Here is a 23,718-nt window from a genome sequence, read left to right as displayed (position 1 = left end):
CTCCTTACTCCGCCGCGGCCGGGCTAGCGGTCAGGTCAAGTTCTTGACCCTCGACCAGGCTAACATAGGCCTTTTTCCAGTCACTGCGACGACCCGTGCTGCGGCCGAAACGCTTAACCTTGCCCTTGACGTTCACAGTGGACACGCCGTCAACTTTTACGTTGAACAGCATTTCCACGGCGGCCTTGATTTCCGGCTTGGTTGCGTTGGTAGCAACGCGGAACGCCACTTGCTGGTTCTTCTCAGCGATCATGGTGCTCTTTTCGGAAACGATGGGCGCAAGGATTACTTGCAACAGACGTTCTTGGTTCATGCCCACTGCTCCTCCAGTTGCTTCACGGCGTCGCGGGTGATCACGGTCTTCTTGAAGCGCAGCAGGCTGTACGGATCAGCCTGAACCGCCTCGATAACCAGCATGTTCGGCAGGTTACGCGAAGAGAGATAGAGGTTTTCGCTCAGTTCATTGGTGATGAACAGAGCTTGCTCCAGACCCATCGGCTGAACGGCGCCGACGAATTCCTTGGTCTTCGGGCTGGCAACCGACAGGTCGTCAACCACGATCAGGCGTTCGTCACGCACCAGCTGCGACAGGATGGTCGCGATGCCCGCACGATACATCTTGCGGTTAACCTTCTGAGTGAAGTTCTCGTCCGGCTTGTTCGGGAAGGCACGGCCACCACCACGACGGTTCGGGGTAGAGGTCATACCGGCACGAGCGTTACCAGTGCCCTTCTGACGGAACGGCTTCTTGGTCGAGTGCTTCACTTCAGCACGAGTCAGCTGGGCGCGGTTGCCGCTGCGCGCGTTCGCCAGGAACGCGGTCACAACCTGGTGCACCAGAGCTTCGTTGTATTCGCGGCCGAACAGAGCGTCGGACACTTGCAGGCTGCCAACAGCCTTGCCTTGGGTATTGATTACATTCAATTCCATCACGCACCCGCTTTCACGCTAGGACGCACGACCACGTCGCCGTTCTTGGCACCCGGGACTGCGCCCTTGACCAGGATCAGCTGACGCTCGGCATCGACACGAACGATCTCGAGGCACTGAACAGTGCTCTTCACGTTGCCGTATTGACCAGCCATGCGCTTACCCGGGAAAACGCGACCCGGATCTTGAGCTTGACCGATGGAACCCGGCGTATTGTGCGAACGCGAGTTACCGTGCGAGGCACGGTTGGAAGAGAAGTTGTGGCGCTTGATCACGCCAGAGAAACCCTTACCCTTGGAGGTGCCGGTTACATCAACCAGTTGACCAACGGTGAAGATTTCGACAGCGATAGCGTCGCCCGGCTTGAAGTTGGACAGCGCGTCGGCGGACAGAGCGAACTCAGCCAGACCCAGACCGGCTTCCACGCCAGCCTTGGCGAAGTGACCGGCAGTAGCCTTGTTGACACGATTGGCCTTCTTGGAGCCATAGGTAACCTGAACGGCAGTGTAGCCGTCGGTTTCAGCGGTTTTGATTTGCGTGACGCGGTTGGAGGACATGTCCAGCACAGTTACCGGGATGGTTGCGCCATCTTCGGCAAAAATGCGGGTCATGCCGACTTTGCGACCGACAAGACCTAAACTCATGTTTATTTCCCTTTTTCAGGCGCCGATTGCGATTGACCGGCATAAAAAACACGACATAAAAAACAAAAGCGGACTCGCCAAAATGGCGAGTCCGCTAATGTATCACAGAAAATTCAAGAATCGCAAGCACTTAGCCCGCAAACCCTTGAACTTGCGCGATTACTGCAGCTTGATTTCCACATCCACACCGGCCGGCAGGTCGAGCTTCATCAGAGCATCAACAGTCTTGTCGGTCGGGTCTACGATGTCCATCAGACGCAGGTGAGTGCGGATTTCCAGCTGGTCGCGGGAAGTCTTGTTCACGTGCGGGGAACGCAGAACGTTGAAGCGCTCGATTTTGGTCGGCAGCGGAACCGGGCCTTTGACAACGGCGCCGGTGCGCTTGGCGGTTTCAACGATTTCCTGAGCGGAACGATCGATCAGATTGTAATCGAACGCCTTCAGGCGGATGCGGATCTTTTGGCTAGACATGAGAAATCTCCGCTTCCGTTACTTGATGATCTTGGCAACGACGCCGGCGCCGACGGTGCGGCCGCCTTCGCGGATAGCGAAGCGCAGACCTTCTTCCATCGCGATCGGAGCGATCAGGGCAACGGTGATTTCCACGTTGTCGCCCGGCATTACCATTTCCACGCCTTCGGCCAGGCTAACTGCGCCGGTCACGTCGGTGGTGCGGAAGTAGAACTGCGGACGGTAGTTCGCGAAGAACGGGGTGTGACGGCCACCTTCATCCTTGGACAGAACGTATACGGAAGCAGCGAATTCGGTGTGCGGGGTGATGGAACCCGGCTTGGCCAGAACCTGGCCACGCTCCACGTCTTCACGCTTGGTGCCGCGCAGCAGCACGCCAACGTTGTCGCCGGCCTGACCTTGGTCCAGCAGCTTGCGGAACATTTCCACGCCGGTGCAGGTGGTCTTCACGGTAGCCTTCAGGCCCACGATTTCCAGCTCTTCGCCGACTTTCACGATGCCGCGCTCAACGCGACCGGTCACCACGGTGCCGCGGCCGGAGATCGAGAACACGTCTTCGATCGGCAGCAGGAACGGCTTGTCAACAGCGCGTTCCGGAGTCGGGATGTAGGAATCCAGAGCAGCAGCCAGACGGAAGATCGACGGTTCACCCATTTCGGACTGGTCGCCTTCCAGCGCCAGACGAGCGGAGCCGGTCACGATCGGGGTGTCGTCGCCCGGGAAGTCGTAGGAAGACAGCAGATCGCGCACTTCCATTTCCACCAGCTCCAGCAGCTCGGCGTCGTCAACCAGGTCAGCCTTGTTCAGGTAGACGATGATGTACGGCACGCCAACCTGGCGGGACAGCAGGATGTGTTCGCGGGTTTGCGGCATCGGACCGTCAGCGGCCGAGCAAACCAGGATCGCGCCGTCCATCTGAGCCGCGCCGGTGATCATGTTCTTCACATAGTCGGCGTGACCCGGGCAGTCTACGTGAGCGTAGTGGCGGGCTTCGGTTTCGTATTCAACGTGCGCGGTATTGATGGTGATACCACGAGCCTTCTCTTCCGGCGCGCTGTCGATCTGGGAGTAGTCCTTGGCTTCGCCACCGAACTTCTTGGACAGAATGGTGGTGATAGCAGCGGTCAGAGTGGTTTTACCATGGTCCACGTGACCGATGGTGCCGACGTTTACGTGCGGTTTGGTCCGCTCGAACTTTTCCTTAGCCATGGCAAATTTCCTGAATACGAAACAAGCAAATAAAATTGGTGGTGCCCATGGGCAGAATTGAACTGCCGACCTCTCCCTTACCAAGGGAGTGCTCTACCCCTGAGCTACATGGGCCCTTAAACAGGCTACAATCAGACGCTTGGAGCGGGTGAAGGGAATCGAACCCTCGTCGTAAGCTTGGAAGGCTTCTGCTCTACCATTGAGCTACACCCGCCTGGCTTTACAACAAGACAGCTTAACTTCACTGCCAAGCGCTTCATCTAATTCTGGTGGAGGGAGAAGGATTCGAACCTTCGAAGGCAGAGCCGTCAGATTTACAGTCTGATCCCTTTGACCGCTCGGGAATCCCTCCTGAAAGAGACCCGAATATTATAGATGGCCCGCCTGATCGTCAACACCTTTTGCAAAAAAAACTGCACTTTTTCGCCGAAAAATAAAAAACGCCCCGCAGGCTGCGGGGCATTCCATTTCGCATCAACAACTTAGCTCGATCAGGCCTTGCCCGAGATCTTCAGATATTTCTGGTGAAGCTGGTCCTGGGTCTCCTCGTGGGACGGATCCAGGGGGATGCAATCGACCGGACAGACTTGCTGGCACTGCGGCTCGTCGTAGTGGCCGACGCACTGGGTGCACAACTCCGGGTCGATCTGGTAGATCTCCTCGCCTTGGGAGATCGCGTTGTTCGGGCACTCCGGCTCACAGACGTCGCAGTTGATGCATTCGTCGGTAATCATCAAAGACATAGTAATTTCCTCAGGTATTCCACAACATGAATTCTGTCACCCGCCGCCTGGGGTCGCAAGTTCGCGCTGGTTATATCCATATAGGCGCAAACACCCCGCCGCGACGCTGCTATCCGGGCAGCCGGCTCAACAGGCCGTAATGGACCATGCCCGCCTTGTCGCGCCGCAGTACCGCCAGGCCTTCCGGCAATTCATCCGGCCATTGCCGCGCTTCGACATACAGCACCCCCTCCTCCGACAAGCGCTCCAAAGCCAGCGGCAGCGCCCGCGGCAGCAGATCGGAGTCGTAAGGGGGATCCAGGAAGATCACATCGAAGGTTTCGCGGCTGTTCTTCAGATACGGCAGCGCGTCGCCGGCGACCACGTCGAGCGCGCCGGCCTGCAGCAACTGGCGGTTGGCCTGCAACGACTCATAGACTTTGCGCGACTTCTCCACCATCACCACCCGCCGCGCCGAACGCGACGCCGCTTCGAAGCCGAGCGCGCCGCTGCCGGCGAACAGATCCAGGCAGCTCTTGCCGTACAGATCCTGGCCCAGCCAGTTGAAAAGCGTCTCCCGCACGCGGTCCGGCGTCGGCCGCAAACCTTCGGCTTCGGGGAAAGGCAACAGGCGGCGACGATAGTCGCCGCCTATGATTCTGACCTTATTACGTGTCTGACTCATGAAAGCTAAACTCTAGGGACAAGCGCGAGAGTTTAACCTGATCAGGACTTTAGCGCCTCATTCCCGCGCGCCGGGCGGCGATTCTGTCGCGCCGGCGGCGAAATTCGGCAATTATTCCTTATATATGTTTTCAACAGCGCCGCCGTTTTCGGCAAGCGCGTCGCCAGCCGATTCTGTGCTCGGCGGCGTTTGAGGATACAATCTTAGCCATTTACCGCTTTTCTGGCCCATTCACGCATGTTTAGCTTCTTCAAGAAAAAGACCAAGCCGGCGGAAACGCCGCAAATCGAAATGCCGGCGCAGGCCGCGCCGGAACAAGCGCCCGCCGCGCCCGAGATCCATGCCCCCGCCGCGGAGCCCCAACTCGACGTAACCCCGGCGGCGGCGGTAGAACCGCCCCCGCGTTCCGAACCGGCCCCGGCGGCGCCGATCGCGACCGCGCCCGCCGCGCCAATAGAGGAAGCGCCGGCGCCGCTGAAGAAAATGAGCTGGACCGAACGGTTGAAAGCCGGCCTGGCCAAGACCCGCGACCGGCTCGGCAAACAGTTGGCCGGTTTGTTCGGCGGCGGCAAGATCGACGAAGACCTGTACGAAGAGCTGGAAACGGTGCTGTTGACCGCCGACATGGGCATGGACGCCACCGTCCATCTGCTGCAGGACGTGCGCGAGCGCGTATCGCTGAAGGGGCTCAAGGATTCGTCCGAATTGAAGGGCGCGCTGAAGGATTCGCTGCAGGAGCTGATCGGCCCGCTGGAAGTGCCGCTGAACGTGGAAGGCAAGAAGCCGTTCGTGATCATGATGACCGGCGTCAACGGCGCCGGCAAGACCACCTCCATCGGCAAGCTGGCCAAGTACTACCAGAGCCAGGGCAAGAGCGTGCTGCTGGCCGCCGGCGACACCTTCCGCGCCGCGGCGCGCGAGCAGCTGATCGCCTGGGGCGAGCGCAACAACGTCACCGTGATCGCGCAGCAGGGCGGCGACTCCGCCGCCGTCTGCTATGACGCGATCCAGGCCGCCGTCGCCCGCGGCATCGACATCGTGCTGGCCGACACCGCCGGCCGCCTGCCGACCCAGCTGCACCTGATGGAAGAGATCAAGAAAGTGAAGCGCGTGATCCAGAAAGCGCTGCCGGACGCCCCGCACGAAGTGGTGCTGGTGCTGGACGCCAACATCGGCCAGAACACCGTCAGCCAGGTGAAGGCCTTCGACGACGCGCTGGGCCTGACCGGCCTGATCCTGACCAAGCTGGACGGCACCGCCAAGGGCGGCGTGATCGCCGCCATCGCCAAGCAGCGGCCGATTCCTCTGCGCTTCGTCGGCGTCGGCGAGAGCATCGACGATCTGCGGCCGTTCGACAGCCGCGACTACATCGACGCGCTGTTCGAATAAGACAATGATTCGCGGCCGCAGGCGCGGCCGCCTTTTCTCAGCCAACAAGCGGGAAACCTCTCAATGATACAGTTCGACCAGGTCACCAAGCGTTATCCAGGCGGCAACGAAGCCCTGAAGAACCTGTCGTTCACCATAGAAACCGGCGAAATGGTGTTCCTCGCCGGCCACTCCGGCGCCGGCAAGTCCACCTTGCTGAAGCTGATCGCCGGCATCGAGCGCGCCACCAGCGGCGGCGTGATCGTCAATGGCCAGAACCTGTCCAAGCTGCGCGCCAGCCAGGTGCCCTATGTGCGCCAGCACCTGGGCATGGTGTTCCAGGACCACAAGATCCTGTTCGACCGCAGCGTGTTCGACAACGTGATGCTGCCGCTGGACATCATCGGCTTCGACCGCCGCGACGCCGCCAAGCGCGTGCGCGCGGCGCTAGACAAGGTGGGCCTGCTGCCCAAGGAAAAAATGATGCCGATCCGGCTGTCTGGCGGCGAGCAGCAGCGGCTGTGCATCGCCCGCGCCGTGGTCCACCGCCCCAGCATCCTGCTGGCCGACGAACCGTCGGCCAACCTGGACCGCGCCTACGCGCTGGACATCATGGAGCTGTTCAAATCCTTCCACCAGGTGGGCGTCACCGTGCTGATCTCGGCCCACGACGAAACGCTGATGGAAGATTACGGCCGCCGCATCATCCGCCTGAGGGAAGGACAGTTCGCCGCATGAAACACTTTCTCTATCTGAACTGGCAAAGCGCCAAGCAGGCGCTGGCCAAGATCGTCCGCCAGCCCTTCGGCAGCCTGTTGACCCTGTTGATGCTGGCCCTGGCGCTGGCCCTGCCGCTGTCGCTGTACCTCGCGGTCAACAGCGTGCAGGAATGGGTGGGCCGCCTGACCGCCACGCCGCAGATCACGCTGTTCATGGAACAAGCGGCCGAACAGGCCGACATCGCCGCCGTCAACAGCACGCTGGCGCATCACCCCAAGGTGAAGAGCTTTTCCTTCGTCAGCAAGGGCCAGGCGCTGCAGGATCTGGAGAAGCGCAACGGCCTGTCCGGCCTGTCCGACGGGCTGGAAGGCAACCCGCTGCCCGACGCTTTCGTGGTGACGCCCAAATCGCTGGAGCCGCGCGAGCTGGACATGCTGCAGAAGGAGCTGTCCGGCCTGCCGATGGTGGAACTGGCGCAATTCGACGCCAGCTGGGCCAAGCGCCTGTACGGCATGGTGGAGATGGGCAAGAAGTTGACCTGGTTCCTGGCCGCCGCGCTGGGCCTGGCGCTGGTGCTGGTCACCCATAACGCGATCCGGATGCAGATCCTGGCGCGCCAGGACGAGATCGCGGTGTCCAAGCTGATCGGCGCCACCGACAGCTTCATCCGCCGCCCCTTCCTGTACCACGCGCTGTGGCAAGGCGTGCTGGCGGCGCTGCTGGCCTGGGGCCTGTCGTGCTGGCTGGCCGCGATGGCCAACCCGGCCATCAGCGAATTCGCGATGCTGTACGGCGAAAGGGTGGCGCTGCGCGGGCTGAGCCTGCCGGAGCTGGCGGCGCTGATCGGCATCTCCGCCGCGTTGGCGATGCTGGGCGCGCGTCTGGCGGCCGACCACCACCTGCGCAAAGTCGAGCCCAAATAAAATGACAAGCGAAAGGTTTCAGCTATCGAGCCGATTGTTAAATATCATTGACTCGGGAACCTTTCACTGCTAGCACTCTCAATATTCGAGTGCTAACATAGCACTACCCAAGGAGGTAGCCATCGCAATGAACACAACATTTGCCCTTCCGGTCCCGTCGACCAGCGGCAGCCTGGAACAATACATCCAGGCCGTGAACAGCGTGCCCATGCTGACGCCGGAGCAGGAAACCGAACTCGCGACCCGTTTCCAGCAGGAAAACGATCTGGAAGCGGCGCGGCAGATGGTGCTGTCGCACCTGCGCGTGGTGGTGTCCGTGTCGCGCGGTTACGCCGGCTACGGCTTGCAGCAGGCCGATCTGATCCAGGAAGGCAATATCGGCCTGATGAAGGCGGTCAAGCGCTTCGAGCCGGGCCGCGGCGTGCGCCTGTTCTCGTTCGCCATACACTGGATCAAGGCCGAAATCCACGAATTCATCCTGCGCAACTGGCGCCTGGTGCGCATCGCCACCACCAAGCCGCAGCGCAAGCTGTTCTTCAACCTGCGCAGCATGAAGAGCGGTTTCTCCGCGTTGTCCGAGCAGGAAGCCAAATCCATCGCCAACGATCTGGGCGTCAAGCCCGAGGAAGTGCGCGAAATGGAAATCCGCATGAACGGCCAGGACATCTCCCTGCTGGCCGACAGCGACGACGAGGACAGCTACGCGCCGATAGACTGGCTGGCCGACAGCCACAGCGAGCCGACCCGCGCGCTGGAGCGCCGCGCTTTCGACCATCTGCAGTCGGAAGGCCTGGAATACGCGCTGTCCACGCTGGACGCCCGCAGCCGCCGCATCGTCGAGGCGCGCTGGCTGGCCGACGACAGCGGCTCCACGCTGCACGAGCTGGCCGCCGAGTTCGGCGTGTCGGCCGAGCGCATCCGCCAGATCGAGGCCAAGGCGCTGACCAAGATGAAAACCGCGCTCAGCGAAGGCGTGGTGCTGGACAACTGATCCCGCGCCGCCGGACGCGAAAAAGCCGCTCGAAGATTCGAGCGGCTTTTTTATTGCCCGCCGCCAGAAGGCGGCGGGACGGCTCACTCCTGCAAGGTGCGGAACTTGGCCGGCAGCTTGTCGTAAGCCTCGCGGCTGACCCGGCGCAGCGGCGCCCATGCCGGTTCCTGGTCGCCAAGCGTCTCGAGGAACTGGCCGGCATAGGTCGGGAACGACGCCAGCGTGGTGCGCAGCGTCTGCTCGGCCTTGGCCTGCTGGCCGGCCAGGATTTCCAGCTGGGCGCGCTTCAGCATCACGTCGGGATAGGGGCGGAATTCGGTCAGCCTGTCTTCCAGCGCCAGCTTCTGCTTCAGGTTGTCCCGATTCACCGGCAGATAATCATCCAGCGTGTACAGCGCGTGGTAGGCGAACAAGGGCTTGGTTTCGACGATCTCGATCAGGCGCTCGGTGCGGACCTTGTCCTTGGCGGCGTTGCCGGTCGGCACGTACAGGTTCACCAGTTCCCAGAACATGGAGGAGGTGCTGATCGACAGCCAGCCCACCCATGCCAGCGCCGCCAGCAAGGGCAATCGCATCGGCCAGGCCAGCGGGCGCTCGCCGCGCGGTGCCATCGCCATGAACACCACCAGCATCGCCAGGAAGTAGTAGTACCACAGCGGATACTCCAGCATGCTGTGGGTCAGCGTCACCGCGATGCAACCCAGCGCCAGCACGCCCTCGGGCTCGGCCTTGCGGCGGAAGAAGGGCAGCACCGTCCAGACGAAGCCGGCCAGCACCAGCGTGGTCACCACGCCGCCCATCTCCGCCAGCAGCTGCATCAGCAGGTTGTGGGCGTTGGTGAACAGCCCGCTGTTGTAACCGGCCGCGGCGAACTGGGGCAACTGCTGCAGGCGCACGCTTTCCGCCGCGTACTGCGACCAGCCCACGCCCCACAGCGGGTGCGCCTGGAAGGTCATCCAGGCCTTATGCATCTCGGCGAAGCGGCGCGCGCCCATGTCGTCGCCGTTGGCCGCCAGCCGCGCGATGCCGGACGCGTTCTCGACATCGGAGTGGGTCAGCAGCGAAATCAGGTGGTTGAACAAGGGCAGCGCGAACTGGGCGGCCAGTATCGTAGCCGAAGCGGCCCACATCGCCAGCATCATCCGGCGCGAGGCCTCGTCGCGGCTGCGCCAGTGCCACAGCCCGGCCAGCGCGGACAGGGCCACCAGATACAGCAGAATGGTGCGGGAACCCGCCCAGCCCAGCATCAGCGCCATCCACAGCACCAGCGCCACCAGCCAGCCGCGGCCCAGGCGGCCGACGGCGAACAGGTAGACGCCGGACACCACCGACCACATCAGATAATGGGCATACTGGTTGCGTTGGCCGATGTGTCCGAAGATATTGCTGGTGGGGTGGGAGCCGTCATAGAACAACCCCAGCGCCGGCGCCAGGCCAGTCAGCTGGGCTGTGCCGATCAGCGACTGCACCAGGCCGCCGACGATGACCGCCCGCGCCAGCCACACCGCGAACTCGCGGTCGCCCAAGGCGCCGCGCAGCGATGCGGTGACCGAGGCCAGCAACGCCGTCGCCAGCCAGGCCAGCGCGGTGACGTAGCTCATGCCGGGGAACAATAGGTGGACGAACTGCGGCTGCAGCGCCCAGGCACCGGCCAAGGCCAGGCACAGCCAGCCGGCGCGCGGCATCGAATCGAACAGGCGTCCGCCGGGGATCAGGAACGCGCCGGCGGCCAGCAGCAGCCAAATCACGTTGATCTCGCCGAACCACTGCGGCAGCGGCACGAAGTGGACGCGGGAAGCGAAGGGCACGATGGCGATCAGGCACAGGGCCAGCAGCGCCAAGCGCTCGGAAATCTTCTGAAAAGTCATGGCAGATCAGATGTCGGAAAGCAGGAAGCGGGCAGCATACCGCATGCGCCGCCCCGGCAAAACCCATCAAGTGTGTCGGCGCGTTACAAAGCTCAGAACAGCGTCTTGCGCGTGACCGGTGACGCGACGGTCATCACGGCGGCGACGCGGCCAGCCTCCGCGCCTGAGCCATAGCGGTCATATTCCCCTGCCGCCTTATTGGCCATTTGAGTCAAAGGCTGCAATGCCGGATCCCCCCTGCCCTGCAAAAAAAGCGCGACCTTGGGAGCTTCGTCAGGAAAGTTGGCGATCAGCAAGGCCATGGCCTGCTTAGCCTCTTGCTCCTTGCCCATGAGCAGCCTTTGCATCGCAAGTTTAAGCAGCACGCCTGGGAAAGGTTGGCTCCTAGCCAGCTCCTCCATAAAGCTGATACGGGCGTCTGCCATATCCCTTGAGACATCAATATAATTCAATAGAATCAACTTCGCGCTGTCGCTCCACCATGGAACAATCATCACTTTCTGCAGATACGCGACTCGCTGCTGATTCTCCTCAAAGCTGATACTGGGATGATTGTAGCGTACCAGATTCTGGAAAATCCAGACCCCGGAAATCATATAAATCAGCATCAAGCCTCCTGCCGTCACTCCAACCCACCTTATCAGATCCGTTTCCAATCGCGCAACAATACAAGGACCAGGAGCCCGTGCGCAAATGATGATCAGCATTGCCAAAAAGGGAAGATACCACAAAGGAAATTCGAATAAACTATGTCCCAATATCATCAATGCGATAACGATTAGCATCAAATGCTCTGGCGTTTGCTGCCCTTTGAAAAAATAAGGCCATAAACAAAAAAGCAAACCAGCCATCACGATAAGCGTGCCAACAATCCCAGTCTCCGCCAGCAGTTGGAAGATCAAGTTATGACAGTGGGTGAATAACCAATTTTCCGGCGACTTAGGAAGGCCGCCAGACAACTCCAACCATTCCGACTGATAAGCATATCCGCCAACACCATAACCTGTCCAAGGATGAGTCTGGAACATGCTCCAGGCCTTGCTCCACTCGATGCGCCGTCGCAAGCCGAAACTATCGCCAAGCATTCTCTCCGCACCGCTTGACGCGTCGAAATACCAGCCTAGTGCTTGCATTCCTCTGACCAACGGACCACTGAACAGCTGCCACATAGCCAATGCCAGCAAGGCGAACGCCAACATTGCCACCATCTTCGTCACCCGTTCATCCGAACGAGCGCGCCTGTGCCAGAACCAGCCAAGCACCGCCATGGCCAATCCGTAAGCCAGAACCAGGCGCGAACCCGACCAGGTCATCAACATGGTCAGCATCAGCATGCAAGCAGCCCCCAATACTCTGGTCAAGCGCCCCGTGCCATATAGATAGCAACAAGCCATGATACTCCAGCCCAAATACTCCCCGTAATGATTGCGCTGCGCTAAATTACCGATAGGGATAGATGGATTGAGCGGATCATAGATGACAAAGCCATGCAGATAAGGCGCCCCTCCTGCAAGCTGTATCAAACCAATCACGCATTGCAACAGGCCACCGCCTAGCAATATCCACGCAAGCGCGCACAATGCCGACTCTTGCCTCAACCAGAGTCCAGCGCACAGGCTGAGAAGAAGCATGATGGCTAATACCCCTCCCCATTGGACCGCTGCAATGTAATTTCCCACCCACGCGCCGGAAGCGACAATCCATAACAAAAAAGCCAATAAAAATATGCTTGCGCGAGGAATAGCCAACGTCGCCATACGAAAGTGGAAAAACCAGCACGCAGCCATACCGATACCCAAGATTACCAGCGCGTGCGTCCACCAATCTTGTAGTGGGCTATAACGGGCATAATTAAGAAAGGGCGCGGCAAATAGCAAAATCCAAAACATGAAGATCGGCAGTTTTTTCATTGTTGGCATAGAATCAAAAAGAGGCGCTTGCGCGCCTCTTGGTCATAACAAAACAATCATAGCTATACGCGGCAATTTGTGGGCACCCAATTAGCCGATAGCTGATTAGCGGCTGCAATAGCGATCGCATTCGAAGCGACCGTGGTGCTCCCGGTATAGGTGCAAACCCAGGTCACCGAGCCGGTCCCCGAGGAGGGAACAAGTTCGAGCAACGCGCCATTTAAGACCGCGGAGGTGAACGTAACCGGAATAACGCCGTTCGCCAATACCGACACCTGGCTGACTGACGGCCCCGAGATCGAAGTCGGAGCAGCAAGGCCATAATTGGTATTGAAAGGCGCCGTACCACTGGCGTATGAGCCCTGCGCTGCATAATATTCCGCAACCGCCGTTTGCGCCGCAGACGCCAGGGACAAGCCCTCCGACACTCGCGCGCGCTTGGTGTAATCCTGATAAGCCGGAATCGCGATCGCGGCCAAAATGCCGACGATGGCCACCACGATCATCAGTTCAATCAGGGTGAAGCCCTGCTGCCGATGCTGTTTCTTCATGTTGAACTCCCAGTTTGAGCCAAGCTTAGCCAAAGTGGAGGGAGACGCGTCGCCTCGTCCCTCCTTCCCATCTTCAAAGGTCGCGGGTTTGCCCCGTCATGTTGTACCGAAACCGGCCAGCACGAAACATGCCAGCCCCGCGCAAGGCCGGCCATCGATGCCGGTCCGGGCACAGCCTTGTCAGCATAGGTCAGAAACTGCCGTTTTTCGTCACTCGGACTGCCCGTTCGGACTGTGCTAGCATCGCTTTCCCACCCGGACACACAGGAGCCGCCGCATGAGCAACCAAGCCTGGCTGGAGCGCAGTTTCGCCGCCGTCTGGCATCCCTGCACCCAGATGAAGCGCCATGAGCGGCTGCCCATCGTGCCCATCGCCAGCGCGGACGGCGTCTGGCTGACCGATTTCGACGGCAAGCGCTACCTGGACGGCGTCAGCTCCTGGTGGGTGAATTTGTTCGGCCACGGCCACCCGCGGATCAAGCAGGCGGTGCGCGAGCAGCTGGACCGGCTGGAACACGTGATGCTGGCCGGCTTCACCCACCGCCCGGTGGTGGAGCTGTCGGAGCGGCTGGCCAAGCTGTCCGGCCTCGGCCATGCCTTCTACGGCTCCGACGGCGCCAGCGCCACCGAAATCGCGCTGAAGATGAGCTTTCATTACTGGAAGAATGTCGGCCGGCCGCAAAAAAACCGTTTCGTCAGCCTGGAAAACAGCTACCACGGCGAAACCGTCGGCGCGCTGGCGGTCACCGATGTGCCGCTGTTCTCGTCCACCTACGCCGAGCTGCTGAAACCCGGCCTGCGCGCGCCCAGCCCGGACGCCCGGCAGGCAGGGCCTGGCGAAAGCGCGGCCGATATCGCGCTGCGCGCCGCCCGCTCGATGGAAAACCTGCTGGCCAAGCATGGCGGCGAGATCGCCGCGGTGATCGTCGAGCCGCTGGTCCAGGGGGCGGCAGGCATGGCGATGTACGATCCCATCTACCTGACCGAACTGCGCCGGCTGTGCGACCGCTACCAGGTGCATCTGATCGCGGACGAAATCGCCGTCGGCTTCGGCCGCAGCGGCAGCTTCTTCGCCTACCAGCAGGCTGGCGTCACGCCGGACTTCCTGTGCCTGTCCAAAGGCATCACCGGCGGCTTCTTGCCCTTGTCCTGCGTGCTGACCCGGGACGAAATATACCAGGCCTTCTACCACGACGACGTGGCGCGCGGCTTCCTGCACTCGCACAGCTACACCGGCAACGCGCTCGCCTGCGCGGCGGCGCTGGCGGTGCTGGACATCTTCGAAGACGAAAACGTGCTGGAAGCCAACCGGCTCAAGGCCGCCGACTTCATCGAACGGATGCGCCCGCTGATCGAGCGGCCCGAAATCCGCCACTTCCGCCATCAAGGGATGATCTGGGCCTTCGACGTCGAAACACCGCGCGCGGACTTTGCATTGGCTTATTTTTCGGCCATGCTGAAACGCGGATGCCTGTTGCGGCCGATTGGAAAATCGGTCTACTTCATGCCGCCGTACACGCTGAAACCCGAGGAGATGGACTGGCTGGTGGCGGCCGGCGTCGATGCGCTGGACGAGGTGCTGGCAGGAGAAAGCGCCGGCGGCGACGCGACCCCGCTGCCCTGAGCGTTTCCGGCCTTCTCCGCCCTTGCGCAGCGCCCGCCTCGGAGCCTCTCCCGAATGCCGCCACTCGTCTTGCCGAAGAAGGATATGGACCCGCAACTCGTCAACACCCAGCCTGCCAGCGTCGCCGCCTGGCTGGAGCGCTTGCCTTACACCGACCTGGCCGAATGCGGCAAGCTGCTCGGCCAGGGCCTCCACCAGCTGGGCCGCGTTCCGATGGACCCCATGCAGCGCTACAAGCTGCTCAAGCTCTATCTGAAAGCGCTGGATCGTTACTACCCGTTGCTGGAGAACGAAGCCCAGCACGGCGACGCGGTCGCCTCCCCCAAGATGCGGCTGCTGGCTGCTATCAGCGTCAAGCTGTTCGCCAACCTGTTCCTGGCCTTCAAGCAGACGCTCAACGAGAAGCTGGCCCGCCACGCGCTGCTGGAGCGCGAGCAGCCCAAGCAGGAGCTGCTGCTGTACACGATGATGGCCGCGCGGCAATACCTGAACATCAGCCAGCAAAACTATTACCCGCTCCCCGGCGGCTTCTGGCTGGACTGCCACCAGTTGTACGCTCTGGCGCTGCAGCGCGGCTGGCAGGACAAATCATTGGCCGGCGACGACACGCTGGCCGTCATCTACCGCCAATTGCTGCTGCTGGGACTCACCGCCACCAACCGGCTGTCGGCCAGCGACATGCAGCTGGCCAGGCAACTGGCTTACGATCTGGCCAAGCAGGTGGAACTGCTGCCGCTGGCCCGGTTGCCGGAAGGCCGCCAGGGCTATGTGCTGGATCTGCGGGAGGACGCCCCGCCTCGCTATCTCCCCGCCCGGCCGTCACCATCCCAGCCCGATTGCTTTCTCCTCGAGCTGTCCGGCGCGCTGGACTCGATGCGGAAAAGCCTGGCCCAGCTGCGCAAAACCGCCAGCGGCAGCGCCTCCCCCATGCTGAACGACGAAGTGCGGCTGCTCAGCGGCCTGGCGGAAGAGTGGCAGCGTCCGCGGCGGCGGCGGCACAGCCGGGAAGACACGCACGCGCAAGCCGAGATCACCGCCGGCGTGGCCGCCATCTGGCACCGCGTCAACGGCGGCAGCTGGCAGCCGGCCGGCGCCGATCCAGACGAGGACGGCTCCCATCTGCGCCCGCCTCCCGCGCCCAGCCTGCTGACCATCGCCAACCGCAGCGAATCCGGCTACCTGTTGCGCGGCCTGCCGCTGGAGCAGCCGCTGCGCGCCGGCGAGGTGCTGCTGCTGAGCCAGGACGGCGAAGCGCGGCTGTGCGCGGTGCGCTGGGTGCTGATGCAGCCGGCCGGCGCGGAAGTGGAATGCGGCGTGGAAATCCTGGGGCCGCAGCCGCAGCCGGTGCGGGCCATGCCCAGCATCACCCACAGCGGCGACAGTTTTCAGCGCGGCCTGAGGCTGCCCGCCAGCGCGGATGCCCCGGCGCTGCTGCTGTTGCCGGGCCATCCCTTCAGCCAGTTGCGCGAGTTCCGGCTGCGCGATGGAAACGGCGAGCAACTGATCCGCGTCTCCAAGCTGCACCAGCAATCGCCGCATTTTCAGCTGATGGAATACCGTCCCAGCGAGCACTTTTGACCTGGCGCAAGCGCCGGGCTTTTTCGGGTACACTGCCCTCTCTATAATTATTGGCTTTCATAGAGAGGTCCGTTGATGCACTCGGTGATTCACGCTTCCGACCGTATCGTGGTCAAAGTCGGCTCCAGCCTGGTAACCAACGACGGCAGGGGACTGGACCTGAACGCCCTTGCGCGCTGGGCGGAAGAAGTGGCCGAGCTCAAACGCCGCGGCAAGCAAGTGGTGCTGGTTTCCAGCGGCGCCATCGCCGAAGGCTGCCAGCGCCTGGGCTGGACCGTGCGTCCCAAGGGCGTGCACGAGCTGCAGGCCGCCGCCGCCGTCGGCCAGATGGGGCTGTGCCAGGCCTATGAGAGCGCCTTCCGCTCCTTCGGCCTGCGCACCGCGCAGATCCTGCTGACCCACGAAGACTTGGCCGACCGCACCCGCTACCTGAACGCCCGCTCGACGCTGACCAGCCTGCTCAACCTGAACGTGGTGCCGATCATCAACGAGAACGACACCGTGGTCACCAGCGAGATCCGCTTCGGCGACAACGACACCCTGGGCGCGCTGGTCACCAACCTGATCGAAGCCGACGCGCTGGTGATCCTGACCGACCAGCGCGGCCTGTACAGCGCCGACCCGCGCAAGCACCCCGACGCCGAATTCATCCATCAGGCCGAGGCCGGCGACGAGCGCCTGGAGGACATGGCCGGCGGCGCCGGCTCCAGCGTCGGCACCGGCGGCATGATCACCAAGATCCTGGCCGCCAAGCGCGCCGCCCGCAGCGGCGCCGCCACCGTGATCGCCAGCGGCCGCGAGCCGCATGTGCTGTCGCGGCTGGCCGACGGCGAATCCATCGGCACCCAGCTGGTCGCCGCCACCAACCGCATGGCCGCGCGCAAGCAATGGCTGGCCGACCACCTGAAGCTGGCCGGCCGCCTGCTGCTGGACGACGGCGCCGCCCTGGCGATACGCGAGCGCGGCACCAGCCTGCTGCCGGTGGGCGTCAGCGCGGTGGAGGGCGACTTCCTGCGCGGCGAAGCGGTGGCCTGCGTCGACGCCGCCGGCAACGAGGTGGCGCGCGGCCTGGTCAACTACAGCTCGGACGAGGCGCGCCAGATCATGCGCAAGAGCACCCGCGAGATCGAAGCCGCGCTCGGCTACATCGTGGAGCCCGAATTGATCCACCGCGACAATATGGTGGCGCTCTGACATCGCCCGGCCTGCGGCAAACGGTTTTCCCGACCCCTGCCCGGCAGGGGTTAGTTTTTGCAACACCAAAATAATCGACAAGGATTTTCCGTATATGAACAAGATCGCCCTGGCCGCCTTGTTGGCGGTGGCCTTCGGTTCGGCCGCAGCCGCAGACGTGCTGCACATCTACAACTGGAACAACGCGCTGTCGCCCGACACCGCCAAGCGCTTCGAGCAGTCGTGCAAGTGCAGGCTGGTGCAGGATTATTACGGCGACAACGAAGAGATGCTGGCCAAGCTGGCCGCCGGGGCCAAGGGCTACGACATGGTGTTTCCCACCGCCTTCGCGGTGAACACCTTGCTGAAGCAGGGCAAGCTGCAGCCGCTGGACAAGAGCAAGCTGCCCAACTGGAAGAACCTGAACAACGGCTATCTGGCGCTCAACCAGCCCTTCGACCCGGGCAACCGCCACGCCGCGCCCACCGTGGTGTCGCTGACGCTGATCGGCTACAACGCCACCCAGCTGAAGAAGGCCGGCGTCGAAAGCAAGGCCAACAGCTGGGCGCTGGTATTCGATCCGGCAGTGCTGGCCAAGATCAAGGGCAAGGTCACCGTGCTGGACAGCCAGCGCGAACTGATGGCCGCCGCGCTGATGTATCTGGGCAAGGACGCCAACTCCGCCAATCCGGCCGACTGGAAAGCCGCCGCGGACACCATCCGCAAGGCCAAGCCGTACTGGGCCGCGTTCAACAACCAGAGCTACATCAAGGAGCTGACCGTCGGCAACATCTGGGTAGCGCTGGGCTATTCCAACGACCTGTTCCAGGCGCAGCAGGACGCGAAGAACGCCAAGCGGCCCTTCGAGCTCGCCTACCGCCCGCAGCGGGAAGGCAATGTGCTGGCCATCGACAATATGACCATCCTGAAGGACGCGCCGCGCCCGGACCTGGCGCACAAGTTCATCAACTTCATGCTGGACGGCAAGAACGCGTCGGAGATCTCCAACCAGATCGGCGCGACCAATCCGGTCAAGGCGGCCGAGGCCTTCTTCAAGCCGCAGATCAAGGCCAACCCGGTGATCATGCTGGACCCGTCCAAGGGCAAGTATGTGGCGCTGAAGGACCTGGACGTGAAATCCCGCCGCGAGCTGAACCGGCTGTGGTCGCAGGTGAAGATCGGCAGCTGAGCGCCCGCGCCTTGAAAAACGCCAGCCTGAAGCTGGCGTTTTTCATTCATGGATCACCGTCACCCGCGGCCAACGCTCGGGATAGCGCTTGTCGGCCACCCTCCGGCGATAAATCTCAGCGCAGGCCCTGGCCGGATTGCGGCGCACCGTCATGCCGAACAGATCGTCCAGCCCGAACGGCGCGATGATGCGCAGACTGTCGTCTGCGTTCAGCGCGACGCCGACAGCCGTCGCGTACTCGGGCCAGGTCGCCACCGCCGCGTCCAGCGACGGCAAGGGCGCCACTTCGTAACCGAAATGCCCGGCGAACCACAAGTGCACCGCCGCCTGGTTGGTGAGCTCCCAGGGCAGGTCGGGATGGGCCGACGCCAGCCGGCGCTGCAGCGCGGCCTCGCGCTCGGCGGAAAGATCGGAAGCGTCGAAGTACGCCAGATCGATGTCGGACAGCGCCGACGGCGTGGATTCGAAGCCATGCAGCGCGTCCCACACCAGGCCGCGCACCACGCCGGCGCCTATGCACCAGTCGGCCAGGCCCAGCTCCCGCGCGGCGCGCAACGCGCGCATCAGCCACGGCGAGGCGCGGACCAGCTCCGCCAGCCGGCCGGCGTCACTCGTCCCCATGCCGGCGCGGGCCCGACTCCTCGCGGCGGTACTCCACCGCGCGCATGATCGCATAGGCCAACATCGCGCACAGGAAGAACAGCAGCACCACCCAGGCGATGGATTGCAAGGTGCTGATGAAGGCCTGGAACAGCTCCAGCAGCCAGCGCTCGCCGCTCAATTGCAGCTGGGTGGTGCCCTTGCCCGGCGCCGGAGGCAGGTATTGCTGCAGCGACCATTGGCGCACGCCGCCGGAGATTCCGCTGACCACGATGGCGAAGAACACGTACTTGCGCCAGGCGTCGGCCAGGTCTTGCCCCAGCGTGCGGCTGAGTATCTTGCCGACGGCGGGGTCGAAGAAACGGGCGGCGGCGGCGGCGGTAAGCACCACCACGATCAGGATGGTGGTGAACAACACGTAGAACATGATGGCTTGCTCGATCAAGGAATACTGTCATTGTACGCGCTTTGCATGCCCGCCACCCGGCCAGCCTTTGCGCGCGGACAAGCGCGGCCGCCTTCTGCCGCGTCCGGGATGCGAAAACGGCCCCGAAGGGCCGCTCAGCGGATCATGGGCAGAACGTCAGGCATCCTTCACCGGCAGGCCGAAATGCAGATAAGCCTGGGCGGTGGCCATCCGGCCGCGCGGCGTGCGCTGCAGATAGCCCTGCTGGATCAGGAACGGTTCGATCACGTCCTCGATGGTGTCGGTGGATTCGCCGATCGCGGCGGCGACGTTGTCCAGCCCCACCGGTCCGCCGGAAAACTTCTCCAGAATGGCCTGCAGCAGCTTGCGGTCCATCACGTCGAGGCCTGCCGGATCGACGTCCAGCATCGCCAGCGCGGCGTCGGCCACCGCCACCGTCACCACGCCGTCGGACTTCACCTCGGCGTAGTCGCGCACCCGGCGCAGCAGGCGGTTGGCGATGCGCGGCGTGCCGCGCGAGCGCTTGGCCACCTCGAAGGCGCCGTCGTCGGACAACTGCACATTGAGCAAGCCGGCCGAGCGGCTGACGATGCGGGTCAGCTCCTCGGCGTTGTAGAACTCCAGCCGGGCGACGATGCCGAAGCGGTCGCGCAGCGGGTTGGTCAGCATGCCGGCGCGGGTGGTGGCGCCCACCAGCGTGAACGGCGGCAGGTCTATCTTCACCGACCGCGCCGCCGGGCCCTCGCCTATCATGATGTCGATCTGGTAGTCCTCCAGCGCCGGATAGAGGATTTCCTCCACCACCGGGCTGAGGCGGTGGATCTCGTCGATGAACAGCACGTCGTGCGGCTCCAGATTGGTCAACAGCGCCGCCAGGTCGCCGGCGCGCTCCAGCACCGGGCCGGAGGTCTGGCGCAGATTGACCCCCATCTCGCGCGCGACGATATGCGCCAGCGTGGTCTTGCCGAGGCCGGGCGGGCCGAACAAGAGCACGTGGTCCAGCGCCTCGCCGCGCTTCTTCGCCGCCTCGATGAAGATCTCCAGCTGCTCGCGCGCCTTCTTCTGGCCGACGTACTCATCCAAGAGCTTGGGCCGCAGCGCGCGCTCCAGCGCCTCTTCCTGGTCGGACGCGCGTTGCGGGGTGACGATGCGGCGCTCCGGCGCGGCGCCGAACAGCTTGTCGGTTTCTATCATCGGGGAACTCTTGGGGTGAATCTTGCTGCCGACATTCTAACACCGCGCTATACTCGCCGCTGGCCGCGCTGTGCGGCCAACGTCTTCGGGGCGGGGTGCGATTCCCCACCGGCGGTATGGCGCGCAAGCGCCGAGCCCGCGAGCGCCTTCGCCGCACGGCGAAGGGTCAGCAGATCTGGTGAAATGCCAGAGCCGACGGTCATAGTCCGGATGAAAGAAGACGACGCCAGTCATCCGTCCGCGCCCGCGGCTGGAAAACTGTGTCGTATCCGCGCGTTTGTCGCGCCGGATAGCCGTACGCTATCCGCTTCACGCCCACGGGACGTGTTTCTCAATCCATTATTTGAGGACCGTTTCCATGAACGCCCACACCGATATCCTTTCCCTGCGCGTCCACGCCGCGCTTGACGCCTTGCGCCGCGGCCTGCCGGTCATCGTCGCCGACGACGCCGACCGCGAAAACGAGGCCGACCTGATCCTGGCCACCGACACGCTCACCGTGCCGGAAATGGCGCGGATGATCCGCGACGGCAGCGGCATCGTCTGCCTGTGCCTGACGCCCGAGCGCGCCGAGCGGCTGCAGTTGCCGCCGATGGCCGCCGAAAACGGCAGCCGCTACGGCACCGCCTTCACCGTCGCCATCGAGGCGGCCGAGGGCGTCACCACCGGCGTGTCCGCCGCCGACCGCGTCACCACCATGCGCGCCGCCATCGCGCCGGATGCCAAGCCCAGCGACCTGGTGCGCCCCGGCCACGTCTATCCCATCGTCGCCCGCGCCGGCGGCGTGCGCGAGCGCCGCGGCCACACCGAGGCCTCAGTGGAGCTGGCGCGGCTGGCCGGCTTCAGCCCGGCCGGCGTGCTGTGCGAGCTGATGAATCCGGACGGCACCATGATGCGCGGCCAGCAGGTGCAGGATTACGCCGAGCGCCATGGCCTGCCGCAATTGTCGGTCGCCGAGCTGGCCGAATGGCTGCAGCGCGAACAGGCTTGAGGAGGCGCGACATGTTCACAGGCATCACCCAGGCCATCGGCCGCATCGCCGCCATCGAAGAAGGCGAGGCCAGCCGCCGCATCGCCGTCGACTTTCCGCCCGGCTTCTGCGCCGGACTCATCCAGGGTTGCAGCGTGTCCGTCAACGGCGCCTGCCTGACCGTGGCCGCGCCGCCGCGGGGAGACCGCGCCGAGTTCGACCTGATCCTGCCGACGCTGGTCACCAGCACGCTGGCCGCGTGCAGCGTCGGCGATGAAGTCAACGCCGAGCGCGCGCTGCGCGACGGCGCCGAGATCGGCGGCCACGCGCTGTCCGGCCACGTCGACTATCAGGCGACCGTCGAGCAGCGCAAGGAATACGGCGACAACCTGTGCCTGCGGCTGTCGGTGCCCGCCGGCGCGCTGCGCTACCTGTTCGCCAAAGGCTACGCGGCGCTGGACGGCGTCAGCCTGACCATCGCCGACATCGACAAGCAGGCCGGCTGGATAGAAGTGTGGCTGATCCCGGAAACCCGCCGCGCCACCTCGCTCGGCGCCAAGCAAGCCGGCAGCCGGCTGAACCTGGAGATCGAACGCGATACCCAGGTGCTGGTCGACACCATGCGCGAAGCGCTGGAAGACAAGCTGGCGGCGCTGATGCCGCTGCTCGCGCCCAGGCTGGACGAGCTGGCGCCCGCGCTGCTGCCCGCCAGCCGCCACCGCCCGGCGCTGGCCGCGCGCTGAGCGCGGGCCGGCGGCCGCGAACCAATCGGCCGCCGGCCTGTCTGCTGAACAGGGGCGCATCCGCGCCCCTGTTTTCTTTATCGCCGACACCATGCTCCGCTTCCTTTCCTTCCGCGGCCTGCTGCTGGCCGGCTTTCTCGGCGTCGCGCTGATCCCCACCGCGGCGCTGGTGCAGCTGCGCCACGAGCTGGGCCTGGCCGCCGACAGCGCCCAGCTTCACCAGCGCCAGGCCCAACGCTGGCAGGACATCGCGCGCCTGTCGCAAGAGCAGGCGGTGCAATTCGAGCGCGCCAGCCGCCAGGCGGCCATCCTGCGCGATCGCAAGCTCGGCGAGACCGCCAGCCAGGCGCGCGGCGAGCTGCAGCGCGCGCAGCGGACGCTGCGGCAGGACGCGCCGGCCGAAGCGCAAGCCGGCATAGACAGCGCCCTCGCCCTCGCCTCGCAATTGCAGAGGCTGTCCCCCGATCGCCGCCAGCAGCGCGACGCGCTGTTCCGCCAACTGAACCGCGTGCTGGATCAACAGCAGCAGACGCTGGCCCAGGCCGGCGAAAAGCGGCAGGCCAGCTGGCGGGACGACATCGAACGGATGCGGCTGCAGGCCAACCGCCTGGCCTGGCTGGCGCTGGCCGCCGCCGTGCTGCTGGCCTTGATCGTCACCCTGCTGATCCACGCTCCGCTGCGCGGCCTGCAGCGCCGCATCGCCCGGCTGGCCGGCGGCGCCCGGCAGCTGAACTGGCGCCAGGCCGGCCCCGCCGACCTGCAGCGCCTGGGACGGGAGCTGGAACAGCTGGACCTGCGGCTGGTTGAGCTGGAACAGCAGAAAACCCGCTTCTTCCGCCAGGTGTCGCATGAGCTGAAGACGCCGCTGGCGTCGATACACGAGGCCGCCGCGCTATTGAAGGAGCAGGTGGCCGGCCCGCTCAATCCGCAACAGCGCCACATCGTCGACATCCTCGGCAACAACGCGCTGACGCTGCGCCAGCGGGTGGAGGCGCTGCTGAAGCAGGACGCCGGCCTCTGGCTGTCCACCACGCTGAACGTTTCCGCCTTTCCGCTGCGCCAGTTGCTGGAGGCCAGGCTGGCCAGCTGCCAGCCGCTGTGGCAAGCCAAGCGGCTGGACGTGGCGCTGGACGGCGCGCCCGGCGCGGTGCGCGGCGACGCGTCCAAGGTGGAAACCATCGTCGACAACCTGCTGCTCAACGCCATCCGCCACAGCCCCGCCGGCGGG

24 protein-coding genes, 3 tRNA genes and 1 riboswitch are annotated in these 23,718 nt (G+C 63.8%); of the genes, 11 read left to right on the top strand and 16 right to left on the bottom strand.

Annotated features, from left to right (window positions below; all coding sequences use genetic code 11):
• Nucleotides 1–4: 4 nt before the first annotated feature.
• The 10 genes from rplW to rsmD all read right to left on the bottom strand — a co-directional run bounded on the left by rplW (nt 5) and on the right by rsmD (nt 4,661).
• Nucleotides 5–313 carry a 50S ribosomal protein L23 gene (gene rplW, locus ACY3GB_RS16555; protein WP_021478355.1) on the bottom strand — a complete coding sequence of 103 codons (309 nt, stop codon included), beginning with the start codon at nt 311–313 and terminating at the stop codon, nt 5–7.
• Nucleotides 310–930 (bottom strand): 50S ribosomal protein L4, encoded by a 621-nt coding sequence (gene rplD / locus ACY3GB_RS16550; protein WP_011137732.1) that lies wholly within the window; start codon nt 928–930, stop codon nt 310–312. The genes rplW and rplD overlap by 4 nt, the downstream gene beginning before the upstream one ends.
• On the bottom strand, nt 930–1,574 hold the full coding sequence (gene rplC / locus ACY3GB_RS16545; protein WP_021478354.1) for a 50S ribosomal protein L3: 645 nt from the start codon (nt 1,572–1,574) through the stop codon (nt 930–932). Before rplC ends, rplD begins: the two co-directional genes overlap by 1 nt.
• Nucleotides 1,575–1,733: 159 nt before the next feature.
• A complete protein-coding gene (gene rpsJ, locus ACY3GB_RS16540) occupies nt 1,734–2,045 on the bottom strand; it encodes a 30S ribosomal protein S10 (RefSeq protein WP_011137734.1) in 312 nt (103 codons plus the stop codon).
• Between the two features lie 18 nt (nt 2,046–2,063).
• Nucleotides 2,064–3,254: an elongation factor Tu gene (gene tuf / locus ACY3GB_RS16535; RefSeq protein ID WP_463089709.1), complete on the bottom strand. Its 1,191-nt coding sequence runs from the start codon at nt 3,252–3,254 to the stop codon at nt 2,064–2,066.
• A gap of 39 nt (nt 3,255–3,293) precedes the next feature.
• Nucleotides 3,294–3,368 (bottom strand) — tRNA-Thr (locus ACY3GB_RS16530).
• A gap of 26 nt (nt 3,369–3,394) precedes the next feature.
• A tRNA-Gly gene (locus ACY3GB_RS16525) sits at nt 3,395–3,468 on the bottom strand.
• A 53-nt stretch (nt 3,469–3,521) separates the two neighbouring features.
• Nucleotides 3,522–3,606 (bottom strand) — tRNA-Tyr (locus ACY3GB_RS16520).
• Nucleotides 3,607–3,745: 139 nt separating this feature from the next.
• A complete protein-coding gene (locus tag ACY3GB_RS16515; RefSeq protein ID WP_463089708.1) occupies nt 3,746–3,997 on the bottom strand; it encodes a YfhL family 4Fe-4S dicluster ferredoxin in 252 nt (83 codons plus the stop codon).
• 109 nt (nt 3,998–4,106) lie between these two features.
• Nucleotides 4,107–4,661 carry a 16S rRNA (guanine(966)-N(2))-methyltransferase RsmD gene (gene rsmD, locus ACY3GB_RS16510; RefSeq protein WP_463089707.1) on the bottom strand — a complete coding sequence of 185 codons (555 nt, stop codon included), beginning with the start codon at nt 4,659–4,661 and terminating at the stop codon, nt 4,107–4,109.
• A 237-nt stretch (nt 4,662–4,898) separates the two neighbouring features.
• Between rsmD and ftsY the strand changes: the two genes are divergently transcribed.
• The 4 genes from ftsY (at nt 4,899) to rpoH (ending at nt 8,663) form a co-directional block, all read left to right on the top strand.
• Nucleotides 4,899–6,050 carry a signal recognition particle-docking protein FtsY gene (ftsY, locus tag ACY3GB_RS16505; protein ID WP_463089706.1) on the top strand — a complete coding sequence of 384 codons (1,152 nt, stop codon included), beginning with the start codon at nt 4,899–4,901 and terminating at the stop codon, nt 6,048–6,050.
• A 63-nt stretch (nt 6,051–6,113) separates the two neighbouring features.
• On the top strand, nt 6,114–6,767 hold the full coding sequence (gene ftsE, locus ACY3GB_RS16500) for a cell division ATP-binding protein FtsE (protein ID WP_011137750.1): 654 nt from the start codon (nt 6,114–6,116) through the stop codon (nt 6,765–6,767).
• Nucleotides 6,764–7,672, top strand: coding sequence for a permease-like cell division protein FtsX (ftsX, locus tag ACY3GB_RS16495; protein WP_463089705.1), 909 nt, complete (start codon nt 6,764–6,766; stop codon nt 7,670–7,672). The genes ftsE and ftsX overlap by 4 nt, the downstream gene beginning before the upstream one ends.
• A 127-nt stretch (nt 7,673–7,799) precedes the next feature.
• A complete protein-coding gene (gene rpoH, locus ACY3GB_RS16490) occupies nt 7,800–8,663 on the top strand; it encodes an RNA polymerase sigma factor RpoH (protein WP_021478152.1) in 864 nt (287 codons plus the stop codon).
• An 83-nt stretch (nt 8,664–8,746) separates the two neighbouring features.
• Here rpoH and ACY3GB_RS16485 read toward each other — a convergent pair whose 3' ends face one another.
• The 3 genes from ACY3GB_RS16485 to ACY3GB_RS16475 form a co-directional block, all read right to left on the bottom strand.
• Nucleotides 8,747–10,531 carry a PglL family O-oligosaccharyltransferase gene (locus ACY3GB_RS16485; RefSeq protein ID WP_463089704.1) on the bottom strand — a complete coding sequence of 595 codons (1,785 nt, stop codon included), beginning with the start codon at nt 10,529–10,531 and terminating at the stop codon, nt 8,747–8,749.
• A gap of 92 nt (nt 10,532–10,623) precedes the next feature.
• The gene (locus ACY3GB_RS16480) at nt 10,624–12,441 is read right to left on the bottom strand and encodes a PglL family O-oligosaccharyltransferase (protein WP_463089703.1); all 1,818 of its coding nucleotides are present in this window, start codon (nt 12,439–12,441) and stop codon (nt 10,624–10,626) included.
• A 62-nt stretch (nt 12,442–12,503) separates the two neighbouring features.
• On the bottom strand, nt 12,504–12,992 hold the full coding sequence (locus tag ACY3GB_RS16475) for a pilin (protein WP_463089702.1): 489 nt from the start codon (nt 12,990–12,992) through the stop codon (nt 12,504–12,506).
• Nucleotides 12,993–13,269: 277 nt separating this feature from the next.
• Between ACY3GB_RS16475 and ACY3GB_RS16470 the strand changes: the two genes are divergently transcribed.
• From ACY3GB_RS16470 to ACY3GB_RS16455, 4 genes are all read left to right on the top strand, one after another.
• The gene (locus ACY3GB_RS16470; protein ID WP_463089701.1) at nt 13,270–14,616 is read left to right on the top strand and encodes an adenosylmethionine--8-amino-7-oxononanoate transaminase; all 1,347 of its coding nucleotides are present in this window, start codon (nt 13,270–13,272) and stop codon (nt 14,614–14,616) included.
• A gap of 84 nt (nt 14,617–14,700) precedes the next feature.
• Complete coding sequence (locus tag ACY3GB_RS16465) at nt 14,701–16,194, top strand: hypothetical protein (RefSeq protein WP_463089700.1); 1,494 nt, start codon at nt 14,701–14,703, stop codon at nt 16,192–16,194.
• Between the two features lie 75 nt (nt 16,195–16,269).
• Nucleotides 16,270–17,388 (top strand): glutamate 5-kinase, encoded by a 1,119-nt coding sequence (proB, locus tag ACY3GB_RS16460; RefSeq protein ID WP_463089699.1) that lies wholly within the window; start codon nt 16,270–16,272, stop codon nt 17,386–17,388.
• A gap of 94 nt (nt 17,389–17,482) precedes the next feature.
• On the top strand, nt 17,483–18,556 hold the full coding sequence (locus tag ACY3GB_RS16455) for an ABC transporter substrate-binding protein (RefSeq protein WP_463089698.1): 1,074 nt from the start codon (nt 17,483–17,485) through the stop codon (nt 18,554–18,556).
• A gap of 42 nt (nt 18,557–18,598) precedes the next feature.
• Here the strand turns inward: ACY3GB_RS16455 and ACY3GB_RS16450 are convergent, their stop codons facing one another.
• From ACY3GB_RS16450 to ruvB, 3 genes are all read right to left on the bottom strand, one after another.
• Nucleotides 18,599–19,177 (bottom strand): nucleotidyltransferase family protein, encoded by a 579-nt coding sequence (locus ACY3GB_RS16450; protein ID WP_463089697.1) that lies wholly within the window; start codon nt 19,175–19,177, stop codon nt 18,599–18,601.
• Nucleotides 19,164–19,583: a hypothetical protein gene (locus ACY3GB_RS16445; RefSeq protein WP_463089696.1), complete on the bottom strand. Its 420-nt coding sequence runs from the start codon at nt 19,581–19,583 to the stop codon at nt 19,164–19,166. Before ACY3GB_RS16445 ends, ACY3GB_RS16450 begins: the two co-directional genes overlap by 14 nt.
• A 156-nt stretch (nt 19,584–19,739) precedes the next feature.
• Nucleotides 19,740–20,777: a Holliday junction branch migration DNA helicase RuvB gene (gene ruvB, locus ACY3GB_RS16440; protein WP_463089695.1), complete on the bottom strand. Its 1,038-nt coding sequence runs from the start codon at nt 20,775–20,777 to the stop codon at nt 19,740–19,742.
• 77 nt (nt 20,778–20,854) lie between these two features.
• A riboswitch (FMN riboswitch) is annotated at nt 20,855–21,003 on the top strand.
• Nucleotides 21,004–21,135: 132 nt separating this feature from the next.
• Between ruvB and ribB the strand changes: the two genes are divergently transcribed.
• From ribB to ACY3GB_RS16425, 3 genes are all read left to right on the top strand, one after another.
• Entirely contained in the window at nt 21,136–21,768 is a 633-nt protein-coding gene (ribB, locus tag ACY3GB_RS16435; protein WP_463089694.1) for a 3,4-dihydroxy-2-butanone-4-phosphate synthase, read from the top strand.
• A gap of 11 nt (nt 21,769–21,779) precedes the next feature.
• Entirely contained in the window at nt 21,780–22,490 is a 711-nt protein-coding gene (locus ACY3GB_RS16430; RefSeq protein WP_463089693.1) for a riboflavin synthase subunit alpha, read from the top strand.
• A gap of 91 nt (nt 22,491–22,581) precedes the next feature.
• Nucleotides 22,582–23,718: histidine kinase dimerization/phospho-acceptor domain-containing protein (locus tag ACY3GB_RS16425; RefSeq protein ID WP_463089692.1), on the top strand; the 1,137-nt coding region annotated here is incomplete at its 3' end.

Source organism: Chromobacterium sp. Ag138 (assembly GCF_055181315.1).
Note: the sequence above shows the minus strand (reverse complement) of the source record. Positions and strands in the feature narration are given on the sequence as shown.

Excerpts from the sequence above, each read along its gene's own strand:
- rplW (WP_021478355.1), bottom strand. The coding sequence starts at position 313 with ATGAACCAAGAACGTCTGTTGCAAGTAATCCTTGCGCCCATCGTTTCC.
- rplD (WP_011137732.1), bottom strand. The coding sequence starts at position 930 with ATGGAATTGAATGTAATCAATACCCAAGGCAAGGCTGTTGGCAGCCTG.
- rplC (WP_021478354.1), bottom strand. The coding sequence starts at position 1,574 with ATGAGTTTAGGTCTTGTCGGTCGCAAAGTCGGCATGACCCGCATTTTT.
- rpsJ (WP_011137734.1), bottom strand. The coding sequence starts at position 2,045 with ATGTCTAGCCAAAAGATCCGCATCCGCCTGAAGGCGTTCGATTACAAT.
- tuf (WP_463089709.1), bottom strand. The coding sequence starts at position 3,254 with ATGGCTAAGGAAAAGTTCGAGCGGACCAAACCGCACGTAAACGTCGGC.
- ACY3GB_RS16515 (WP_463089708.1), bottom strand. The coding sequence starts at position 3,997 with ATGTCTTTGATGATTACCGACGAATGCATCAACTGCGACGTCTGTGAG.
- rsmD (WP_463089707.1), bottom strand. The coding sequence starts at position 4,661 with ATGAGTCAGACACGTAATAAGGTCAGAATCATAGGCGGCGACTATCGT.
- ftsY (WP_463089706.1), top strand. The coding sequence starts at position 4,899 with ATGTTTAGCTTCTTCAAGAAAAAGACCAAGCCGGCGGAAACGCCGCAA.
- ftsE (WP_011137750.1), top strand. The coding sequence starts at position 6,114 with ATGATACAGTTCGACCAGGTCACCAAGCGTTATCCAGGCGGCAACGAA.
- ftsX (WP_463089705.1), top strand. The coding sequence starts at position 6,764 with ATGAAACACTTTCTCTATCTGAACTGGCAAAGCGCCAAGCAGGCGCTG.
- rpoH (WP_021478152.1), top strand. The coding sequence starts at position 7,800 with ATGAACACAACATTTGCCCTTCCGGTCCCGTCGACCAGCGGCAGCCTG.
- ACY3GB_RS16485 (WP_463089704.1), bottom strand. The coding sequence starts at position 10,531 with ATGACTTTTCAGAAGATTTCCGAGCGCTTGGCGCTGCTGGCCCTGTGC.
- ACY3GB_RS16480 (WP_463089703.1), bottom strand. The coding sequence starts at position 12,441 with ATGAAAAAACTGCCGATCTTCATGTTTTGGATTTTGCTATTTGCCGCG.
- ACY3GB_RS16475 (WP_463089702.1), bottom strand. The coding sequence starts at position 12,992 with ATGAAGAAACAGCATCGGCAGCAGGGCTTCACCCTGATTGAACTGATG.
- ACY3GB_RS16470 (WP_463089701.1), top strand. The coding sequence starts at position 13,270 with ATGAGCAACCAAGCCTGGCTGGAGCGCAGTTTCGCCGCCGTCTGGCAT.
- ACY3GB_RS16465 (WP_463089700.1), top strand. The coding sequence starts at position 14,701 with ATGGACCCGCAACTCGTCAACACCCAGCCTGCCAGCGTCGCCGCCTGG.
- proB (WP_463089699.1), top strand. The coding sequence starts at position 16,270 with ATGCACTCGGTGATTCACGCTTCCGACCGTATCGTGGTCAAAGTCGGC.
- ACY3GB_RS16455 (WP_463089698.1), top strand. The coding sequence starts at position 17,483 with ATGAACAAGATCGCCCTGGCCGCCTTGTTGGCGGTGGCCTTCGGTTCG.
- ACY3GB_RS16450 (WP_463089697.1), bottom strand. The coding sequence starts at position 19,177 with ATGGGGACGAGTGACGCCGGCCGGCTGGCGGAGCTGGTCCGCGCCTCG.
- ACY3GB_RS16445 (WP_463089696.1), bottom strand. The coding sequence starts at position 19,583 with ATGTTCTACGTGTTGTTCACCACCATCCTGATCGTGGTGGTGCTTACC.
- ruvB (WP_463089695.1), bottom strand. The coding sequence starts at position 20,777 with ATGATAGAAACCGACAAGCTGTTCGGCGCCGCGCCGGAGCGCCGCATC.
- ribB (WP_463089694.1), top strand. The coding sequence starts at position 21,136 with ATGAACGCCCACACCGATATCCTTTCCCTGCGCGTCCACGCCGCGCTT.
- ACY3GB_RS16430 (WP_463089693.1), top strand. The coding sequence starts at position 21,780 with ATGTTCACAGGCATCACCCAGGCCATCGGCCGCATCGCCGCCATCGAA.